Here is a 20,490-nt window from a genome sequence, read left to right on the forward strand (position 1 = left end):
TTTTTTTCTATAAATTTCATGGAATTCTTTATGAATTTTAGTTTTTTTCTCGAAAATGAAGAGGCAACTAAACTTTTTGCGCAAGATTTAGCCCTTGCCTTAAAACCAGGCGACCTTGTAACACTCAAAGGCAATCTTGGGGCAGGAAAATCAACACTTGCCCGTGCACTTATCCGTGCACTTGCTAACGATAACACATTGGATGTTCCTAGTCCTACTTTTACTCTTGTTCAAAATTATCAGCTTCCACAATTTGAAGTTATCCATGCCGATTTTTACCGCCTTTCTATGGTAGAAGAAATTGATGAATTAGGGCTTCATGAAGCACGTGAACAAAGTGTTTTATTGATAGAATGGCCAGAAAAAGGAGCAGATCTCTTAGGGCCTGCTACCTTTGCCATCACCTTACAACATGAAAACCGTGGACGCTACATTAGCGTAATATCAGCAGCACATTCTGCCCAGCGCTTGCAACGGTCCTTTTCCATTCGCTCCTTCTTAACAACTCATGGCCGTGGTCATGTTCACCGTTATTTTTTGGCAAGTGATGCTTCAGCACGTTCCTATGAACTTTTAGATGATGGTCACCATCAAGAAATTCTCATGGATGCAGCAATTATGCAAACAACACATGATGCCAATTCGTCTTATTCAGAAATAACACATCTTGCAAAAGATATCCGTCAATTTGTAGGGATAAGTCGGCTTATTTTGAATAATGGATTTTCTGCTCCTCGTATTTTTGTTGAAGATTTTGAAAAAGGCCTTTTAATTTTAGAAGATCTAGGGCGTGAAGGACTTTTAGATCAAACAGGCAATCCTATAGAAGAGCGTTATCTTGCTTGTAGTGAACTATTAGCGACTTTCCATCAAAAATCATGGCCTTTAGAAAAACAATTTGCAACATTTTTACTTCAAATTCCCTGTTATGATTACCAAGCTATGCAAGCAGAACTTTCCTTACTGCTGGACTGGTATATACCCTTTCAAAAACAAAAACCTTTAGATGAAAAACAACGTAAAGCTTTTTTTACCTGTTGGCACCCTTATCTTGACATGTTAATCCAAGGAGAAAATACCTTTGTTATGCGTGATTATCATTCGCCTAACATTCTTTGGCGCGCTCATAAAAAAGGTATCGATCGTATTGGTCTTATTGATTTTCAAGATGGTTTGAAAGGTCCAACAGTTTATGACCTTGTTTCTTTAGCGCAAGATGCACGTTGCTATATTTCACCAACATTGGAAGCAAAAATTTTCGATGCTTATTGCAATGCACGCCGTCAAGCATCACAATCTTTTGATGAAAACGAATTGCGTAAACTTTATGTACTTGCGGGTGCTCAACGGATTTCAAAAATTTTAGGAATTTTTATACGTCTTCATCAACAAGATGGAAAATCATCTTACCTTAAACATTTACCCCATCTGCAAGATTATCTTGCCCGTAATCTTTCACACCCAATTCTTGCTGATTTACAAAGCTTTTATCAAGAAATGGGTATACTTGCAGACACATCATAGACATCCAACCATTGAGCGCATTATCATACGCCTTATACATATTTCATGAGTAGGAAAACAATTCATGAGACTTAATTTGGTATCATTAAACCACCTTTTTTAAAGAAAAATCGTCTTCTCTTATTCTTAAAGTGCAGATCTCCTCTTGATTAATCATAATCTTTTTGTTCCATACAAATGGGATATTATTATCTTCAGCCTTTACAAATCTTATTGTTCTAATCGTTACGTACCACAAAACTATAAAACAAAGCATAATGGTTGTATTATAGCTGCAACTGCAACACTTCACTCCTCTCACTTCTGTTTTGAAAAAAACACTGTATAAACGCAGTTTTTCAAGCTTTTGCTAATTGAAAATTAGTATACAATGGAAATTATCAAAAGATAACTAAGATAGAATTTTTATGCTCCAAAAACAAGGCTCAATGACTCGTAAACCGCGTGTATTTTCTATTTCTCCTGGAACTTCTTTTTTGCCTCATTTTGTTGATGCACTTCTCTCAGGTGCCCTTATTGACGACTTTGCACCAAATGGAGATATCCAAGCTGCGCTTGTTGATACTCTTATTTATGTACCAACACGGCGTGCTGCTCGCGCTTTACGTGCAGCCCTTGTTGAAAGAAGTCATACACGATCGAGTTTTTTACCCACTATCCGCCCTTTAGGAGATATGCATGAAGAAAGTTCTTTTTTTGTTGAAAATCATGACAGTATTTTGACACTTAATCCCCCCATCAAAGAGAGTGAACGCCTTCTCCTTCTAGCACGCCTTATTCGTCCTTGGCGTGAAAATTTGCCAGCTCATTTACGTGCTATATTTGGTACAGAAGATGTGCACATTCCTACTAATACCGCCGATGCAATTTGGCTGGCACAAGATTTAGCAAGCTTGATGGATGAAGTTGAAACAGAATCTGCAGATTGGTCAAAACTCAAAGACATTTGCCCTGATACGGTTGCTGAATGGTGGCAAATCACTTTAGATTTTTTAACTATTATCACACAAAATTGGCCTCAAATTTTAAAGGAAAAACAACGAAGCAATCCAGCTGAGTGGCGGAATCAAACACTCAAAATACAAGCAGACATTTTATACTACACACAACCTCATAAACCTATTATCGTTGCCGGTGCAACAGGTTCTATTCCTGCAGTTGCTCATCTTTCAAAAGTGGTTGCCTACCTGCCCAAAGGAGCCGTTGTTCTCCCAGGGCTTGATCTTTATATGGATGAAGCGCAATGGGATGCATTAGGCACAATTAATAAAGATACAACAACTCTTGACTGTTTTGATCATGCTCTTGGTGCTTTTAGTCACCCTCAATATCATTTAAAAAAATTTTTATCTCTTATGAAATGTCAACGCATTCATGTGAGTGAAATTGGCCAAAGAAGTATAATGCAAACAAAACGCGCTATCCTTGTATCAGAAGCGCTACGACCCGTTTCTACTACAGATCAATGGGCACAAATCGTGCGTGATGACTATGAACGTATTTGTGCAGATTGGTCACTGATTGAAGCTAGTAATGAGCGCGAAGAAGCTTTAGCCATTTCTATTGTTTTACGTAATGCCATTGAAGAACCTCAAAAAATTGCAGCTCTTATCACTAATGACCGTAATTTAGCACGCCGTGTTGTCGCTGAATTACAGCGATTTGGGATTGAAGCAAATGATTCAGGTGGAATGCCGCTTGCACATACATTACCTGCAACCCTATTACGACTGCTGTTAGAGAATGTATTTAAGCCTGGTGATCCTATCGCCTTTCTATCTCTTCTTAAACACCCACTCACAATTCTAGGACAAAATCGTCAACGTTTACGTGAAATAGTAGAAAATTTTGAACTATTTGTTCTTCGAGGCAATCCTAATCGCATCAACCTTTGCGAATGTGATCAATTTCTTGAAACATGGGTGCAAACATATTCCTATAACATGCCTGATAACTGCCCCCTTGATCCACAAAAAACTGAAGAAGCACGCTTGCTTTGTCAGCTTTTGGTTAAAGCAGTTGAGCCATTAGCGTCTTTGATAAAACAGGATAAAGAATGTACCATCAATGAAGTTGCAAGAGCAACTGTTGAGGCATTTGAAAATTTTGGGCGAGACGATAATAATTCTTTTATGCATCTTTATCAAAATGAAGCAGGAAAAGCTTTATCAATTTTTTTGCATGAATTGGTGAGTGATCAATCAGGATTAAAGTTTCATCTTTATGAATGGCCCGCTATGTTTTCAGCTCTTATAGCAACCCGCTGTGTAAGCCCCTCCCCTGGAGGGCATCCGCGTTTATTTATTTGGGGGACCTTAGAATCACGCTTACAAACAGTCGATACAGTTGTTCTTGGCAGCCTTAATGAAGGATTTTGGCCCATAACAACTCGCAATGATGCTTTTTTATCGCGGCCAATGAAAATGACACTAACTCTTGAACCACCTGAAAAGCGTATTGGCCTTGCAGCACATGATTTTCAATGGGCCATGGGAATGAATAAAGTGGTGATGAGCCGAGCTACGCGGGTCAATCATATTCCTTCTGTTCCCTCACGCTGGTTGCAACGTTTAGAAACAGTAGTAGGCAAACAAGTTTGGAAACAAATCTGTTCACGGGGAGAAATATTTCTTCATTGGGCAAAAATGCTCGACAAAACAGATACGATTGGTTTTACACCACGACCTTGCCCTGTACCGCCACTTGATATGCGCCCACGTCATTTTTCAGTGACTGAAATAGAAACGTTGCGTTATAATCCTTATGTTATTTACGCTAAAAAAATCTTGCGTCTCAAACCACTTAAAGCACTCATTTATAGTCCCTATGCAGCTGACCGTGGAATTTTATATCATGCTATTCTTGCCGCTTTTTGCACACAAATAAAAGACCCAAACGTTGCTCATGCATTAGCGACATTTCTGGCCATTGGGCGCAAAGAATTTGACAAATTAAATTTGCCTCCTGATATTAAAGCAATTTGGTGGTCAATTTTTGAAAATTTGGCTCCTTTCTTTATCAAATGGGAACAAAATCTCGGACCTCGCGAACGATATGTTGAAGTTGCTGCTCAAAAAACGCCTATAGGCACAACAGGTGTCACTCTTTCAGGGCGTGCTGACCGTATTGATATTTTGCCTGGTAAAATGGTTGAAATTCTTGATTTTAAAACCAATACTCCTCCTTCATCTAAGCAGGTTCGTGCTTTATTACATCCACAATTGGCGTTGGAAGCAGCTTTGTTAATGCAAGGAGCTTTTACAGACTTCCAAGATCTTACCCCTTTAAACTTATTTTATATCCCCCTTAAAGGAAAAGGTCCAATCCAATCTCAATCGATTATTTCATACCAAAAAAAAGCAAAAGATCAGACAAGTGCAGTTTTACTTGGTCAAGAAGCATGGAAACGCCTTATCGCATTGATTGAGTATTATCAAAATCCACAACAAGGCTACCTTTCACACGCACTCCCTTCACCTCATCGTTATGAAGGTGATTATGATCACTTGGCTCGATTATCAGAATGGTCTAGTAATTTTTATAAAGCAGGTTCATCATGACTACTTTTTTTATTCCTGAAGCAGCCCTTGATGCACAAAAAAAAGCGACACATCCAAAAACAAATGTATGGGTTTCTGCAAATGCAGGATCTGGAAAAACCCACGTTTTAAGTGAACGCGTCATCCGTTTGCTTTTAAACGGCACACCTCCAGCGCGCATTTTATGTCTAACTTATACCAACGCAGCCGCTTCTGTGATGCAATCGCGTATTTTTCGCACACTCTCTAGTTGGAATGAACTTAATGATGAGCAACTCCAAACAGTTTTATCACAACTTGAAAATAAGCCCACAAGTGCACAAAAACTCGCTCATGCGCGTAAACTCTTTGCTCGTGCCCTTGAAACACCAGGTGGCCTAAAAATTCAAACCATTCACGCATTTTGTGAAGCTTTATTGCATCAATTTCCGCTAGAATCTAATATTGCTGGCCATTTTGAACTGCTTGATAATACAAATCGAACACAGTTATTGCATCAAGCCCGTTGCCAACTTTTGGCACATAGCCATATACAATCGGCTTTAAAAGAGCTATTTAAAACTATTAGCGAAAGTACATTTGATCAATTGCTACATGAAGCTGCTCAAAAACAGCATGAACTTTCTGATTTCTTACCGTTCATTTTATCTGAAAGTGGGGAACAGCAATTACGTGCATTTTTTAATTTAAAACTCAATGAAACACATTCACAAATACTTAAAGAAATTCAACAAACTGCTTCATTGTGTTCTTATACCTTCAAATACTTTCAAACCTACAGTAATAAAAAAGCAACAGACATTATAGCGAAATTTTCTCAGTTAGCGACTGTCTCAGATGAAGAAGATATTATAGACATTGTATCAAGCATTTACTTTACAACTGATGGTATACCACGTAATTTTTCATGTCTTTTTTCCAAAAAATTAGATGAAACTTCGTCTTTTATTCAAAAAGAAATTGAAGAAAAACAAAACAAGGTTTCTACTTTATTAGACAAATATCAAGGTATAAAACTTGTCACACTCAATATGGCCGCTTTTCAGATTTGTGCTACTTATCTTAAAATCTACGCGGATTTAAAAAAAGCCAATGGTTTGTTAGATTTTGATGACCTTATTGAACGCACACTCTATTTATTGCAGTGTAAAGGTGCAAGTCAGTGGGTGCAATATAAACTTGACCGTGGCATTGATCATATTCTTATCGATGAAGCACAAGATACCAACCCTGAGCAATGGCAAATTATTCAGCTTTTAGCGCAGGAGTTTTTTGCAGATTATAGTCAAAGCACAAATATCCGCACTATTTTTGCTGTTGGTGATGAAAAGCAATCTATCTATTCTTTTCAAGGTGCTGAACCGGAAAATTTTGCTAAAAATGGCCGGATGTTTCAAAAACAAGTGCAACGTATTAATCAAAAATTTGAAAAAATACAATTAAACTACTCTTTTCGTTCTACAGCTGATATCCTCAAAGGTGTTGATCTTGTATTTGAAACGCCGGAAAATTATAAAGGACTTTCAGCAGACAATGTAAAAACAGTGCACGAACCTGTTCGCATTAACAGCCCAGGTGAAGTTATTTTATGGGATACCATTTCCAAAGAAACAAACGAACTTCCTGATGATTGGCATTTAACTGTTGATCATTTGGATACACCTGAAATACGCTTAGCAAATAAGATTGCCGCAACCATTGCTAATTGGTTGCACTCAGGTGAAATGCTTCCAGCAAAGGGACGTCTGCTGCGTGCCAGTGACATTATGGTTTTGGTTCGTAAACGACATGATCAATTTGTACCTGCTCTTTCTCGCGCACTTAAATTACACAATGTTCCTGTAGCTGGCGCCGACCGTTTACAGCTAACCAGCCATATTAGCGTGCGCGACTTAATGGCGCTTGCACAGTTTGTTTTGCAACCACAAGATGACCTTTCTCTTGCCTGTGTTTTAAAAAGTCCACTTTTTGCGCTTAGCGAAGATGCACTCTATCACCTTGCAGTAAAACGCACAGGATCACTTTGGCAAAGTCTTTGTACCCACGCTTCATCACATGCATCTTATAAAGATGCTTTTGAAAAATTAAGCAAATATCGTACCTTTGTCGATAAAATGCCCGTTTTTGAATTTTATAGCCATATTCTCAACAATGACAAAGGACGACAAAAAATCCTTGCCCGTTTAGGATCTGAAGCAAATGAAATTCTTGATGCTTTTATGGATTATACACTCACAATTCAAAAAACCGGTTTGCCAGGACTGCAAGTCTTTTTAGAAACATTGAGTGCCAATAAACCAGAAATCAAACGTGAACTTGATCAAAACCATGAAGAAGTTCGCATTATGACCGTCCACGCTGCTAAAGGATTGGAAAGCGCTGTTGTTTTTCTGGTTGATCCGGGTAGTGCAATTTGGGATTCACGTTATACACCATACTTTTTCTCATTTCCTTTGAATGGAAGACAAGCTCTTATCTGGCGCCCAAATGCACAATTTGATACAAAATTTAAAAAAGCACTCTCATCTTTAAAAGAGCGTGCAGAAGAAGAGTATAAGCGCCTCCTTTATGTAGGAATGACGCGTGCTGAAGATCGATTAATTGTTTGCGGTTATAGCAGTCAACAAGAAAACCCTAATACATGGCTAAAATTAGTAAAAAAAGCCCTTCAGCCCCACGGCGTTACTATAAAAGGCCCGACAGAAGATATAGCAGCTTGGCGTTATTCTATTACACCTTCCCCTTCCACCCTAATAAACAAGGAAATACTTGATGAAGATAAACAAACATTTCCACCTTTGCCAGCTTTTTTTCATCATAAAATGCCTTCACAACCAGCTTTACCAAAACCCCTAAGACCTTCTGTTGCTACTCCTTTCATTGATGTTGACGTTGAATCTTTACCTAATCAAACACACCTTAGCATTTCACCTGTTTTAGGAGAAAAAAATACAAACAAAATTTTTACTATTGAATATGGTAATTTGGTTCACCGCTTACTACAATATCTGCCTGAATGCCCTCACCAAAAACGTCTCGATTATGCTCAGCGCTATCTTAATATCAAAGCTTCCCATTGGCCTAAAATTCAAAGAGAAAAAGTACTCCATCAAGTTTGTGAACTGTTAGAAAATCCAAATCTCAAGTTTCTTTTTTCTGATAATTCCCGCGCTGAAGTTTCGCTCATGGGTACCCTCAAAATTCATGGTAAAGAACAGATAATTTCCGGCCAAATTGACCGTCTATGTATCACCCAAGACAGCATTCTTTTTGCTGATTTTAAAACAGGGATTTCACCAGAAAATGAAACGACTATCGCACCAAATTATTTATTACAAATGGCTCTTTATCGAAAATTGCTGCAAACTATTTACCCAGATAAAAATATTGACGCCTTTCTTATTTATTGTAAAGAAGCAAAAATTTTTATACTTACTCCTGAAAAACTCGATGCATGTTTAAATGAATTTACCTGATAAAGAAAAAAAACTTTATAAAAGGTCTTGTCCTCCTTTAGTTTATCATTACTTGACATTAATCAAAGTCATTCTAATATGTATAAATGAATATATAAAGGTTCAATCAATGACATGTATAAAAGCTGATAATAGCAATTTCGAAAACGAAGTTCTTACCTCTTCCACCCCTGTTGTAGTTGATTTTTGGGCAGAATGGTGTGGCCCTTGCAAAATGATTGCACCAATCCTTGATGAAATTTCAATGGAAATGCAAGGTCAGGTGAAAATTGCCAAAGTTAATATTGATGAAAATCCAGAACTGGCTACACAATATGGAGTTCGCTCGATCCCCACCCTTTTGATGTTTAAAAATGGAAATATCTCATCTCATATGGTTGGTGCCATTTCTAAAGGACGCCTTTGCGAATGGATTAAAGAGGGGCTTGGTTAAATCTTCTTATAATAAACTTTTATACAAAAAGAGAAGTTTTAAAGAGCTTTTTACCTTCTTAAAACGATTTTCTTTGCTGAAACAAATTATTGTTTAGAACGGATTTGATAATCCTTAAAAAGTGAAAATTTTATTTTTGGAGCTCGTTCTGCTTCATAATTCAATGAAAAATGATTTTCTACTAAAAAAACCGGATCACCATCCAAATCATGAGCAATAGCAGAACGGTGATTTGTGAGAAAATTTTGAAGTTCATCTTTATCATCTGTAAAAATCCAACGACAAATATTAAAACGCGCCGGTTCAAAGTTTACGGGTAAAGAATACTCCACCTTCAGTCTTTCTATTAAAACATCAATTTGCAAAGCACCAATAACACCAATAAGAGCAGGTGATCCATCGTCAGGAATAAAGAGTTGAACAACTCCCTCTTCAGCCATTTGCCGCAAAGCTTCTTTAAGCTTTTTTGCTTTCATGGGATCACTTAAACATACGCGACGCAAAATTTCTGGTGCAAAATTTGGTAAACCTTTAAAGAAAATATCCTCCCCTTCAGTCAAAGTATCACCAATTCGCAAAGTTCCATGATTAGGAATCCCGACTACATCACCAGCATAGGCTTGATCAGCAATTTGGCGTGAACGAGCAAAGAAAAATTGCGGTGTCGAAAGCGTCATTGGTTTTCCCGTCCGAACTAATTTTGTCTTCATACCACGCTTAAGCGTCCCCGAACATACCCGTAAAAATGCAATCCGATCACGATGATTGGGATCCATATTGGCTTGAATTTTAAAGACAAATCCTGTCATCTTAGATTCTATAGCCATTACAGTGCGCTGATCAGCCACCTGATCACGAGGACTTGGACCAAAATCAACTAACGCATTTATCAAATCACGAACACCAAAATTACGTAAAGCTGAACCAAAATAAACAGGTGTCATATGACCTTCACAGAAAGCTTGAAAATCAAAATTTTTGCATGCATTACGGGCAAACTCTACTCCTTCAACAAAAGAAGCACGTTGATTTTCAGAAAGTAAATTAGAAACTTCAACAGGCCCAGATACTATTTGTGGAGTTACTTCATCATCATGTTGACGAAAACGATTATGATGAAGATCAAAAGTACCTTTAAAATCTTTACCTATACCTACAGGCCACGTGATTGGAGCAGTATCAAGAGCAAGTTTTTCTTCAATTTCATCTAAAATTTCTAGGGGATCACGCGCCTCACGATCCATTTTGTTAACAAAAGTAACAATAGGGATGTCCCTCATTCGGCAAACTTCAAATAGCTTTAATGTCCTAGGCTCAATTCCGCGTGCACCATCCAATACCATAATAGCACTATCAACCGCCGTGAGAGTGCGGTATGTATCATCGGCAAAATCAGCATGGCCTGGAGTATCTAATAAATTAAAAATATGCCCCTCATATTCAAATGTCATCACAGATGTTACAACCGAAATACCGCGGTCACGTTCAATTTTCATCCAATCGGAACGAGTTTGAATACGGTCTTTTTTTGCTCTCACCTCACCAGCAAGTTGAATAGCTCCACCAAACAGTAAAAATTTCTCTGTTAACGTCGTCTTTCCTGCATCAGGGTGAGCAATAATCGCAAATGTACGCCGTCGCTTTACCTCTTGTGCTCTATTTTCCATTATTCCCCCACAGGCCGTGCAAGCACTTCAACAATGAGAGCACGCATTTTATCAATTCCATAAAGTGCAATAAACGATCCAAACCTTGGCCCCCGTTCTTGCCCTAAAAGGACTTCATAGAGCATTTGAAAAAAAACATTCGAAACACCAGGACCCCCTTCAGGACTTTTTTTGTTATGATCTTGATAACGCTCGGTTAAACGTGCAACATCAAGAAGTGCATTTTGAATTGTATTTTCATCAACAGTTTCTGGAAGGCTGGCTAATTTTTCATCAATTTTAGCCAATGTTAAACGTTCATCTTCATCAGGTATGCGAAATTTTTTGTTTGGTTTTACAAAAATACCAAAATATTTAATGGCAAATTCCACTAACTGGTCAAGTATTGGGTATGTTTGCGGATTTGCTCCTTTAGCATAGCGAGAAATAAATCCCCAAAGAACTTCTTTATTTTCAGCATTTGAAGCACTTACTAAATTCAATAACATAGCAAAAGATACAGGCAAGCTAATCTGTGGAGGGCAACCATTATGGATATGCCATACGGGGTTATTTAGCCGTTCTTTCCACAACTGACGATTATAAGCTGAAAGATGTGCATAATATTCATCAACAGCTTTTGGAATGACATCAAAATAAAGTCGTTTTGCCGTTTTAGGCTTTAAAAACATATAAAGTGCTAGGCTTTCTGTTGGTGCATAAGTTAACCATTCATCAATAGTCAGACCATTCCCTTTAGATTTGGAAATTTTTTGCCCCTTATCATCTAAAAAAAGCTCATAATTGAACCCTTCAGGCGGATTACCATCAAGTACTTTGCAAATTTTAGAAGAAAGAGTGACAGAATCGATAAGATCTTTTCCTGCCATTTCATAATCAACCCCAAGCGCTTTCCAGCGCATTGCCCAATCCACCTTCCACTGGCATTTAACCTTTCCACGTGTGATTTCTGTTTCAATTGTTTCACCTGTTTCAGGTTCTATATAAGTGACAGTGCCTTTCTCAACATTACGGTCAATCATTGGTACCTGTAAGACTTTTCCAGAAACAGGAGAGATAGGTAAAAAGAGTGAATATGTTGCACGCCGCTCTTCACCCAATTTTGGTAGAATAATGTCCATAATCTGGTCATAACAGGCGAGTATTTTTAAAAGTGCTTCATCAAAACGACCAGAGTTATAATAATCGGTAGAACTGACAAATTCATAATCAAAACCAAAGCGATCAAGAAAAGTGCACAAACGCGCATTATTAGCTGCTCCAAAAGAAGGATAAACATCCCCAAAAGGATCTGGCACACGACTAAGTGGCTGACCAAGATAACGTTCCATCTTTTCACGGTTAGGTATATTATCAGGAACTTTGCGCAAACCATCCATATCATCAGAAAAACACAAAAGTTTTGTTTTAACTTGATTCTCAGTTAAAATGTGAAACGCATGGCGTACCATGGTCGTGCGTGCCACTTCTCCAAAAGTACCAATATGCGGCAAACCAGAAGGTCCATAACCTGTTTCAAATAAAACGCTCTCTGGATAACCTGTTTTTTCATAACGCTTGATAATTTTGCGTGCTTCTTCAAACGGCCAAGCTTTCGACTGAGCAGCTGCATCAACTAATTTGGGTGTAAGACTAAGGGCAGCACATTGATCACGCATTTATAATTTTTATCCTTAAATTAAATTGTTTAATACCATGGTGCATGGTTATTGAATTTATTCGTCAATAATAGCAAAGTTAAAAAGTAGCAAAATTCTTTTATCTCATTTTATTACTTTACAATAAGCCTTGCTTTTATACTTTAATTGGCTTTTTTAAGTGTCGTCATTTTAAACTTCACCCTACTACACTTACTCCAAAAGAAAACAAACCCTTTCACATTGAAAACAACATAGACAAATAACGTATCTGTTGTTGGTAAAAATGAGTAATAAAAAACTCTGTTAAATATTTTAGCTAAAAGTTATGTTTCCAGAAAAAATATTAAAGTAGTTTTTTATTATTTTCATCTATAATTTTGATGAACGCATTGCTAATGTACCCAAGCGTAAAGCATTTAATTTAATAAAGCCAGCAACATCTTTAACTTTAATATCGGGGTTAAGAGCATAGGCAGAAAGTTCAAAACGTACTTGATTATTCCCTTTTCTTGTTGCGCCATGAGCAATTGCATCTGCACCTGTTTCTTTAGCAATTTCAATAAGATGTTTTGAAATAAGTGAGCGAGCAATTGATGTTCCCAAAAGATAAACCCCTTCATAAACTGCATTTGTTCGAAACATTAGAAACACAAAATCACGTACAAATTGTTCACGCAAATCTTCAATATAGATTTCCTTAAACCAAGATTTTGGCTTTAAACGGCAGGCTTTAATTCTTCCCTTTACCCCAAATCAACTGTAAAAGTTACAACTTTAACACCGAGTTCGCTTTGTAACCATTTAAGAATGATTGACGTATCTAATCCTCCTGAATAAGCTAAAACAACTTTCTTAATATCTTGCCATTTTTCACTTTAAAGCTCTACATGATTTTCCTTCTTTTCTTTTATTCAGAAATCAAACCCATGCAAGCAATCAAAATAAATTCCCTTTAAACAGTATTAAAAGGATGCAAAAAAGAATGAAAAAGCTTAAAAAAAATGTGTATGTGAAAAATTTACGTTATAGCAATCTCTTTATATAAAGGAAGTTTAAATGTCATTTTTCCCTGAATGGCCCATTTTTGTACAATTCGCTCTAACATCTTTGATTTTAGCGCTTATCCCAGGACCTGATATGATGCTTTCAGTGGGACGGACTATTGCACAAAATAAAAAAGCTGGGATTATGTGTGCCTTTGGTAGTGCAACGGGTTTTGCTATTCAAGTTACTGCCGTGGTTATTGGTTTATCAGCACTTATTGTCACCTCACCGAGGGCTTTTTTTCTTCTGAAAATTGTTGGTGCTTTCTTTCTTCTATGGTTTGCTTTTCAAACATTGTTAAAAAACTCAACATTTTCCCTACAACAGACATCCCCACCAAAACATCAAAGCCTCAAACGTAATTATCTTGCAGGAGTTGGAATTAATCTTTTAAATCCCAAAGTTATTCTTTTTAATATGACTTTCTTACCTCAATTTATCGATGTTAATGACCCTATGGTCAAACAAAAATTGTTTATTTTGGGACTTTCCTATATCCCTATATCTTTACCCATTACAATTTTATTGGTTCTTATGGCCAACAAATTTTCCACGAGTTTAAAGGAAAACCCTTTTTACATTCGCATGCTCAATTGGCTTATTGCCGCTATCTTCATTATTTTTGCTTTACGCCTACTTATTATCAAAGCGTACTAAATTAAGCTTATTCATCCCTAGTTGTATTTTTACATTGTAATCGCTCAGATTTACGTAAGCGTTCTGAAGCTGATTTTAGCTGTCCACAGGCAGCTAAAATATCGCGACCACGTGGCATCCGAATGGGTGAAGCATAACCTGCTCGATTAATGACATCAGCAAAGCGTTCAATTTGTTCCCAATCAGAACATTGATAATGACTTCCCGGCCATGAATTGAAAGGAATCAAATTAATCTTAGCAGGAATACCTTTAAGCAATTGTACTAATTGTTTAGCATCATCCAAACTATCATTTACGTCTTTCAGCATAACATATTCAAATGTAATTCGTTTTGCATTAGAAAGACCAGGATAATTACGACAAGCGTCCATTAACAGAGCAAGCTGATATTTTTTATTGATTGGTACCAATATATCTCGTAATGTATCATGTACAGCATGGAGGGAGATCGCTAACATAACTCCAATTTCTTTTCCGGCTCGTATAATTTCAGGAACTACTCCACTTGTTGAAAGTGTGATTCGCCGTTTCGATAAAGAGAGTCCATCACCATCGGATGCAATCAATAAAGCTTTTTTGACCGCTTCAAAATTATAAAGCGGTTCACCCATACCCATCATAACAATATTGGTGACTTTGCGCCCTTCGATTGAAACGGCTGCACCATTAGGTGTATTTTTCTCAGGAAAATCACCCAAACGATCACGTGCAACTAACAATTGCGCCAAAATTTCTTCAGCTGTCAAATTACGAACAAGTGTCTGTGTTCCCGTATGACAAAAAGAACAGGTTAATGTACACCCTACTTGAGATGAAATACATAAAGTACCGCGCCCTTCTTCAGGAATATAAACTGTCTCAATTTCAACAGGCTTTCCAGCACCACGCGCTGGGAAACGCAAAAGCCATTTACATGTACCATCGTTTGATGTTTGTTCTTCAACAATTTCCGGACGCGCAATAGAAAAATGATCTTGAAGCATTCTGCGCATTGGCTTAGCAATATTTAACATTTCATCAAAATGTGAAACACCACGCACATAAAGCCAATGCCAAAGTTGACGTACGCGCATACGCGTTTGATGTTTTGGTACATCAATTTCCTCCAAAGCTTGCACCATTTCATCACGTGATAAGCCAATTAAGGATAGTTTAGACCTCTCCTTTATCTCAATATCATTTACTTTGAGCACTTGACATGCACCATTTAGTTGAAAAATTATATAAAATAGCCATTAATTTCCAGTTTATATAGCTATTTTTAAAATTATAAGCGCTTTAATGACATTTTTGTGCCATATTTAACGCAGCCGTCACCCCTTTTAAGGAATAAGTATAAGTAGTATGCGTTCCCCGTTTTGAGGTCGCTTTTACCACCATATCTTTACCCGAACGCATAACAGAAACAAGCTGTTTTTCCATCTCCGATGATGCTAACCAAGCTGATGAATCCTTTGTAAAAAAGTCAAAATCTTTATCTCCAACAGTTACAGTAACTTTTGACCCTTCCTTAAGTGTATAACCAGCCATAAATTGCGGTTCAAATGTAATAGGTGAATCAGAACGTTTAGTGATCAAAAAGAAATTATCACCATGATTAACAGTTGTTGGAAGCGCACTTAAAGGTACTGATAACACGTAACAAACTGTATTTTCTGATGATTTATAAGAATAAGCTCCCCAAGCTTCAAATTGATTTAGGCGATTTGGCGTTTGTGCCCATGTTATCCCAGCAGCAGCTAGAATCATCACAGACGTAGTGATAAAAGTCTTTTTTAACATCTTCATTTAGCTCACTTCTTTATTCTCTTTAACAAAATTCTTTTATTAATGAAGCCTAACAAAGGCTGGCTAAACATTTAGCATTATTGTTGTTAATTATTTAACAATAAAATAAGGCCCCCAATTAAAATAAGCCTTTCATTCTAGTGTAATCTTTTGGCTTTTATAGAATATAAATTTTTTTATTTATAACCAGATAAAAAGACAACACTCTGATTTCATTTCGTCAAATTTATTTTTGCATAAAACACTTATGTTTTCGTAAACGAGTATATTTCTGCCGTTTAAAATAAAAATACACCTTGCTCTGCTTGATAATTTGATTACAAAATAGAACAAAAAATAAACACATTGTCAAATCGTTAAGCAACAAATTGTAAGAATTATACTGTATACAAATGAATTATTACACAACTTTGAAAAACGTATTTTGTGTGGGAAATTCTGAATTTTAAAATCTTGTTGTTATCATTAATCGATATCAAAAATTGGATCTACATGCATAAAAATACAAGAGTAGTTTTGTCTCTATATTGATCACTGCTTTACTTATACACAAATACGAAACTTTATGTTCACTTACTATAGTGTGCTTAAAGCTCAAGCAATTAACAAACTTCACATTCCTTATCAGTTAAAGCCAACTTTTAGATTTATGTGTGATGCTATTTTATGCCTTTTCCTTTTTTGCTTGTTCAAAATAAATATCGCAAAATTATCAGATATTATGCGCCTTCCAACTTTTAAATATTTACAAAAAAGACTAGATTGCCTTTTCAGGCTGCATTTAATGTTAAATGTTGAAGTAATAAAGCATCAAGTGCATCAACATCATGTGTATTGCGTAATTTATCAATAACGTCAGAATAATGCAAAATACGCATAATTTGTGACAAAGCTTTCAAATTATCCGTGCCAGCATGCTCTGGTGCTAAGAGTAGAAAAACAAGGTCAACAGGTTCATCATCAAAAGTTTCAAAATCAACTGGATGTTCAAGACGAGCAAAGATACAGATATTTCGATCAATATTAGGAAATTTCCCATGAGGGATCGCGATGCCATTTCCCACACCAGTTGATCCCAATTTTTCACGCTGCAAAATAACATCAAAAACCATACGCTCATTAAGGCCTGTTAACTCATTAGCTTTCTCAGCTAAAATTTTCAGGACTTGTTTTTTCGAATTTGCTTTAAGCACTGGAATAATTGCTTCTGGTGCAATTAACTCACTCAAATTCATAACTTATTTCCTTTTTTACGCCTGAATACTTATTTACAAATCCCAAAATAGTATTAATTTTTAAGAATTTTTGTCGATTTCTGTCAATATCTTATGTATATTATTTTTTCACAGTAACTATGAATTAATCTTTCTAATATCACTATTAGTTTGATGATAAACACGCTCAGCCTGTTCTCAACAACATTGGGAAAACAAAAATAAGACTACCTTGTCAATCAAAATTTAATTCCCGCTCGAGTAATAGCTGTCATCATTTTTATTAACTTTTCAATTGTTATAGTTGATTTGTAATCCTTAGAAGTTCGTTCTCTTTCTTACAATAAGCTCCATAATACCACATACATATTAAGCTAAAATGGTATTTTCATTTGGAGTATCAGTGTATGGCTTAAAACAACTAATGATAACAACAAAGCTGTATAAAATACATTCAACCACTCTATTAAAAGCTATGCGCACATTTTGTAATTGGTTTGACGTACGTAAAAATGTGCCGATTTTTAAATCGTGCAATATAATCAACAAAATAGCACAAACTTGATGTGACAACCGCACTATAACCGTAACACTACCATTAAAATATTTGGAAATAAAATCACTGATACATTGTTTGAGTTGATTGTGAAAAATCTTATTGCCATCCCCATTTTTTCTAGAAATGCACAGATTCATGACAACCCCATTTATCATTCAATATAAGATTAATTTAGCAGTATCTTTCTTTAAGATACAATCAAAAGCACGTTAAAAATCAATAAAACCGTTTCATCTTTTAAGGTATTCGTCTAACCATATCAGCAAAAAATTCAATTAAATTGCAATTATAAAAATTCATACAAACAAGAATCTATGCACTAAAACAATGAATATTATCAATATAAAAGCGATTCTTACAGAGTGGAGAAATAAGAAGAAAACAAATTTTATTGTTTCGTTCTGAGCTTAAAAATCACTCAAATCACTAGATCTTTTATTTTATTAAAACGGCATCATAATAGCTCATTAATAGAGGATTTTTATAGCTGTGTAATGGAAATACGTAAAATGGCTGTCTAGTAAAAAACCTCATCAGCATTATTAAGATGCAATTGATAGAAAACAGCATCTTACCCCTTATAGTTATGATCTTTTAAATTTAATTTGATCTTCTATAACACATTAAAATAATCAAAGAGAAAACTGATTGCCCAAATAAATTCTGCGGACATCAGCATTATTGATAATATCGTTCGGACAACCATCAATTAACACCTGTCCTTCATGAATAATATAAGCACGATCAACAAGATTTAATGTTTCACGCACATTATGATCGGTTATCAAAACACCGATACCACGTCGAGTTAAATGATGAACGAGTCGTTGGATATCAGAAATAGCAATAGGGTCAATTCCTGCAAATGGCTCATCAAGCAACATAAAATTGGGGCGTGAAGCTAAAGCACGTGCGATTTCAAGTCGCCGTCGTTCACCACCAGATAAAGAAATAGCTGGTGTTTTGCGTAAATGATCAATTTTGAATTCACATAAAAGCGCATCCAATTCTTCACGACGTTTAAAGCGATCTTTTTCGATCACTTCCAAAACAGCTTTAATATTATTTTCTACTGAAAGACCGCGAAAAATAGATGCTTCTTGTGGTAAATATCCAATACCCAAACGCGCACGTTGATACATCGGCATATGGGTGACATTAAACCCATTAATTTCAATTGTCCCCCCATCGGCTTCAACTAAACCTGTAACCATATAAAAACAAGTAGTTTTACCAGCACCATTAGGGCCTAAAATACCTACAGCTTCACCGGTGCAGACATTAAAAGAAACATCCTTAACAACCTGCCTTCCTCGATAAGCTTTAACTAAATGACGCGCAACTAAAGTTCCTTTTAAAGGTTGTTTTAAAGCTTCACTTGCAAGACCACATCTAGTTGTTTGTTTTGTTTTTTTGATTTTAAGCATAAAATCTTAATAGCTATTTTGACTTGATTTTAAAATGATTGAAGCACGATTCTTTTTCTCAAACGCCTGACAACCTTCGAGAAAAGCTTTTCCACTTTCCATATGTACTGTCAACTTGCACCCTGTCGCAATATTATTATTATCTTTCAAGACAACTTTATTACCTGTCAAGACCATCCTATTTGATTGTCTATCAAAAATACCTTTATCACCGGTAGCAATTTGCGTGGCTATTTTAATATAAACCTTTCCCAACGCTTCCATTTTTTTAATACCCGTTACATCAAAGCCAACAGGCGATGTTGACTCTATGTTTTTCTTATTTTCATCAATTGCTTTATGTGTTCTATCATAATAAACAATTAATTGTGATGTTTGCATCAGCCGCTCACCTTGAACAATTGAAACATTGCCACTAAAAACAGCAACCTCTTCTTTATCGTGTATTTCTAAGGAATCTGCATGCAATTCTATGGACTCTTTACTATTTGATAAATTAATCCCGAAATGAGCCTCCTCAGCATGTCCCAAAACCACTGTCAATCCTAATGTTCCCACGATTAAAGCCAAATATAAACCCATTTGTTTTTTATATGATGTTCTTAGCTGCACTTAATTATCCTCAATTTTCCCATTTGTTTATGTACAGATTTATCTTCCATAAACATCATTTAAAGATTCGTGTTGGTTTTAATTTATTGTTTGTCGATCACTAAATGCACATCACCCTGAAAATATATTTTTTGCCCTTTTTCATGAATTTGCAAAGTATTTGCTTTAAGAGATAAGCCTGCACGTTTAATATGTACACATTGATCGGTTTTCAATTGGCCTTCAGATAAATTGATATCGGCAGCTATAAACTGTGCGACCATATTGTCCTGTGTTTTGATTGTAAATGGCTTATCTAATTTCAAATGATTATTAATATGATTATAAGTCCCACTTTGTGCCTGGAGAAAAGCTGTTCCCAATTTGCCTGAAGGTATTTCAGCTGCAATACCTTGTAATCTAACCACCTCAGAATGTAGAGAATCTTGAAAAGCTTCTTGCGCTTCAAGCCAATAAAGCTTGTGAGAATTTGTATAACTTTCTAATTTTGGATTAACCATTATCAATTTTACTATCTCATCATCTTCACTCTTTAAAATCACACTACCAGAGGAAACAGAAAGAGAAAAAAATATAAACCAAGAAAAAACCAGCGCTATAATCAATGCCACGAGAGGTAAAAAGATTTTTAACAAACGGATTCGACACGAATGATGATATGCTTTCTTAAAAATATCATCAGAAGATGATTTCATTGAAAAATCTTCATGGTAATTGTGCATAGTCATATTTGTTTCATCTCTCAAATACTCTACTTTTTTCAATCTGTAGCATCTCTTAATATGTATTTTTAAATTTTGCTTCTTGCAATCTGACTGCTCTTGGTTTTATTCTGTTTTTATTAATCTATATGCGTAACGTGCGCATATGGAATGCATAATTGGTAAAATATAATCTTTTTTGTGTAA

13 protein-coding genes and 2 pseudogenes are annotated in these 20,490 nt (G+C 36.0%); 5 read left to right on the forward strand and 10 right to left on the reverse strand.

Annotated elements, in window-relative coordinates; genetic code table 11:
* Window positions 1-30 precede the first annotated feature (30 nt).
* The 4 genes from ME3_RS00905 (at window position 31) to trxA (ending at window position 8,972) form a co-directional block, all read left to right on the forward strand.
* A complete protein-coding gene (locus ME3_RS00905) occupies window positions 31-1,524 on the forward strand; it encodes a bifunctional tRNA (adenosine(37)-N6)-threonylcarbamoyltransferase complex ATPase subunit type 1 TsaE/phosphotransferase (RefSeq protein WP_007476252.1) in 1,494 nt (497 codons plus the stop codon).
* Window positions 1,525-1,952: 428 nt separating this feature from the next.
* Entirely contained in the window at window positions 1,953-5,084 is a 3,132-nt protein-coding gene (addB, locus tag ME3_RS00910) for a double-strand break repair protein AddB (protein WP_039952426.1), read from the forward strand.
* Window positions 5,081-8,539, forward strand: a complete 3,459-nt coding sequence (addA, locus tag ME3_RS00915; RefSeq protein ID WP_007476256.1) for a double-strand break repair helicase AddA — start codon at window positions 5,081-5,083, stop codon at window positions 8,537-8,539. Before addB ends, addA begins: the two co-directional genes overlap by 4 nt.
* Window positions 8,540-8,648: 109 nt before the next feature.
* A complete protein-coding gene (trxA, locus tag ME3_RS00920; protein WP_039952428.1) occupies window positions 8,649-8,972 on the forward strand; it encodes a thioredoxin in 324 nt (107 codons plus the stop codon).
* Window positions 8,973-9,058: 86 nt separating this feature from the next.
* Here the strand turns inward: trxA and ME3_RS00925 are convergent, their stop codons facing one another.
* From ME3_RS00925 to ME3_RS06765, 3 genes and pseudogenes are all read right to left on the reverse strand, one after another.
* Window positions 9,059-10,639 (reverse strand): peptide chain release factor 3, encoded by a 1,581-nt coding sequence (locus tag ME3_RS00925; RefSeq protein WP_007476260.1) that lies wholly within the window; start codon window positions 10,637-10,639, stop codon window positions 9,059-9,061.
* Complete coding sequence (locus ME3_RS00930; RefSeq protein WP_007476262.1) at window positions 10,639-12,297, reverse strand: lysine--tRNA ligase; 1,659 nt, start codon at window positions 12,295-12,297, stop codon at window positions 10,639-10,641. Before ME3_RS00930 ends, ME3_RS00925 begins: the two co-directional genes overlap by 1 nt.
* Before the next feature lie 426 nt (window positions 12,298-12,723).
* Window positions 12,724-13,136: pseudogene (locus ME3_RS06765) on the reverse strand (argininosuccinate synthase domain-containing protein); the annotation flags it as partial.
* A gap of 199 nt (window positions 13,137-13,335) precedes the next feature.
* On the opposite strand from ME3_RS06765, the gene ME3_RS00940 reads away from it, so the two are divergent.
* Window positions 13,336-13,980, forward strand: coding sequence for a LysE family translocator (locus tag ME3_RS00940; protein WP_007476266.1), 645 nt, complete (start codon window positions 13,336-13,338; stop codon window positions 13,978-13,980).
* A 7-nt stretch (window positions 13,981-13,987) separates the two neighbouring features.
* Here ME3_RS00940 and rlmN read toward each other — a convergent pair whose 3' ends face one another.
* The 7 genes and pseudogenes from rlmN to lptC all read right to left on the reverse strand — a co-directional run bounded on the left by rlmN (window position 13,988) and on the right by lptC (window position 20,310).
* The gene (rlmN, locus tag ME3_RS00945; protein WP_007476268.1) at window positions 13,988-15,175 is read right to left on the reverse strand and encodes a dual-specificity RNA methyltransferase RlmN; all 1,188 of its coding nucleotides are present in this window, start codon (window positions 15,173-15,175) and stop codon (window positions 13,988-13,990) included.
* A gap of 85 nt (window positions 15,176-15,260) precedes the next feature.
* Window positions 15,261-15,764, reverse strand: a complete 504-nt coding sequence (locus ME3_RS00950; RefSeq protein ID WP_007476270.1) for an invasion associated locus B family protein — start codon at window positions 15,762-15,764, stop codon at window positions 15,261-15,263.
* A 776-nt stretch (window positions 15,765-16,540) separates the two neighbouring features.
* Complete coding sequence (ptsN, locus tag ME3_RS00955) at window positions 16,541-17,005, reverse strand: PTS IIA-like nitrogen regulatory protein PtsN (RefSeq protein ID WP_007476272.1); 465 nt, start codon at window positions 17,003-17,005, stop codon at window positions 16,541-16,543.
* A 348-nt stretch (window positions 17,006-17,353) separates the two neighbouring features.
* Window positions 17,354-17,680, reverse strand: a complete 327-nt coding sequence (locus ME3_RS00960) for a hypothetical protein (protein WP_039952336.1) — start codon at window positions 17,678-17,680, stop codon at window positions 17,354-17,356.
* Window positions 17,681-18,175: 495 nt separating this feature from the next.
* A pseudogene (gene lptB, locus ME3_RS00965) lies at window positions 18,176-18,901 on the reverse strand (LPS export ABC transporter ATP-binding protein); the annotation flags it as partial.
* A gap of 75 nt (window positions 18,902-18,976) precedes the next feature.
* Window positions 18,977-19,582, reverse strand: a complete 606-nt coding sequence (locus ME3_RS00970; RefSeq protein ID WP_007476278.1) for an LptA/OstA family protein — start codon at window positions 19,580-19,582, stop codon at window positions 18,977-18,979.
* An 83-nt stretch (window positions 19,583-19,665) separates the two neighbouring features.
* Window positions 19,666-20,310, reverse strand: a complete 645-nt coding sequence (gene lptC, locus ME3_RS00975; protein WP_007476279.1) for an LPS export ABC transporter periplasmic protein LptC — start codon at window positions 20,308-20,310, stop codon at window positions 19,666-19,668.
* Window positions 20,311-20,490: the final 180 nt, after the last annotated feature.

The organism is Bartonella melophagi K-2C, assembly GCF_000278255.1.
Taxonomy (GTDB): Bacteria; Pseudomonadota; Alphaproteobacteria; order Rhizobiales; family Rhizobiaceae; genus Bartonella; species Bartonella melophagi.

Excerpts from the sequence above, each read along its gene's own strand:
- ME3_RS00905 (WP_007476252.1), top strand. The coding sequence starts at position 31 with ATGAATTTTAGTTTTTTTCTCGAAAATGAAGAGGCAACTAAACTTTTT.
- addB (WP_039952426.1), top strand. The coding sequence starts at position 1,953 with ATGACTCGTAAACCGCGTGTATTTTCTATTTCTCCTGGAACTTCTTTT.
- addA (WP_007476256.1), top strand. The coding sequence starts at position 5,081 with ATGACTACTTTTTTTATTCCTGAAGCAGCCCTTGATGCACAAAAAAAA.
- trxA (WP_039952428.1), top strand. The coding sequence starts at position 8,649 with ATGACATGTATAAAAGCTGATAATAGCAATTTCGAAAACGAAGTTCTT.
- ME3_RS00925 (WP_007476260.1), bottom strand. The coding sequence starts at position 10,639 with ATGGAAAATAGAGCACAAGAGGTAAAGCGACGGCGTACATTTGCGATT.
- ME3_RS00930 (WP_007476262.1), bottom strand. The coding sequence starts at position 12,297 with ATGCGTGATCAATGTGCTGCCCTTAGTCTTACACCCAAATTAGTTGAT.
- ME3_RS00940 (WP_007476266.1), top strand. The coding sequence starts at position 13,336 with ATGTCATTTTTCCCTGAATGGCCCATTTTTGTACAATTCGCTCTAACA.
- ME3_RS00950 (WP_007476270.1), bottom strand. The coding sequence starts at position 15,764 with ATGTTAAAAAAGACTTTTATCACTACGTCTGTGATGATTCTAGCTGCT.
- ptsN (WP_007476272.1), bottom strand. The coding sequence starts at position 17,005 with ATGAATTTGAGTGAGTTAATTGCACCAGAAGCAATTATTCCAGTGCTT.
- ME3_RS00960 (WP_039952336.1), bottom strand. The coding sequence starts at position 17,680 with ATGAATCTGTGCATTTCTAGAAAAAATGGGGATGGCAATAAGATTTTT.
- lptC (WP_007476279.1), bottom strand. The coding sequence starts at position 20,310 with ATGACTATGCACAATTACCATGAAGATTTTTCAATGAAATCATCTTCT.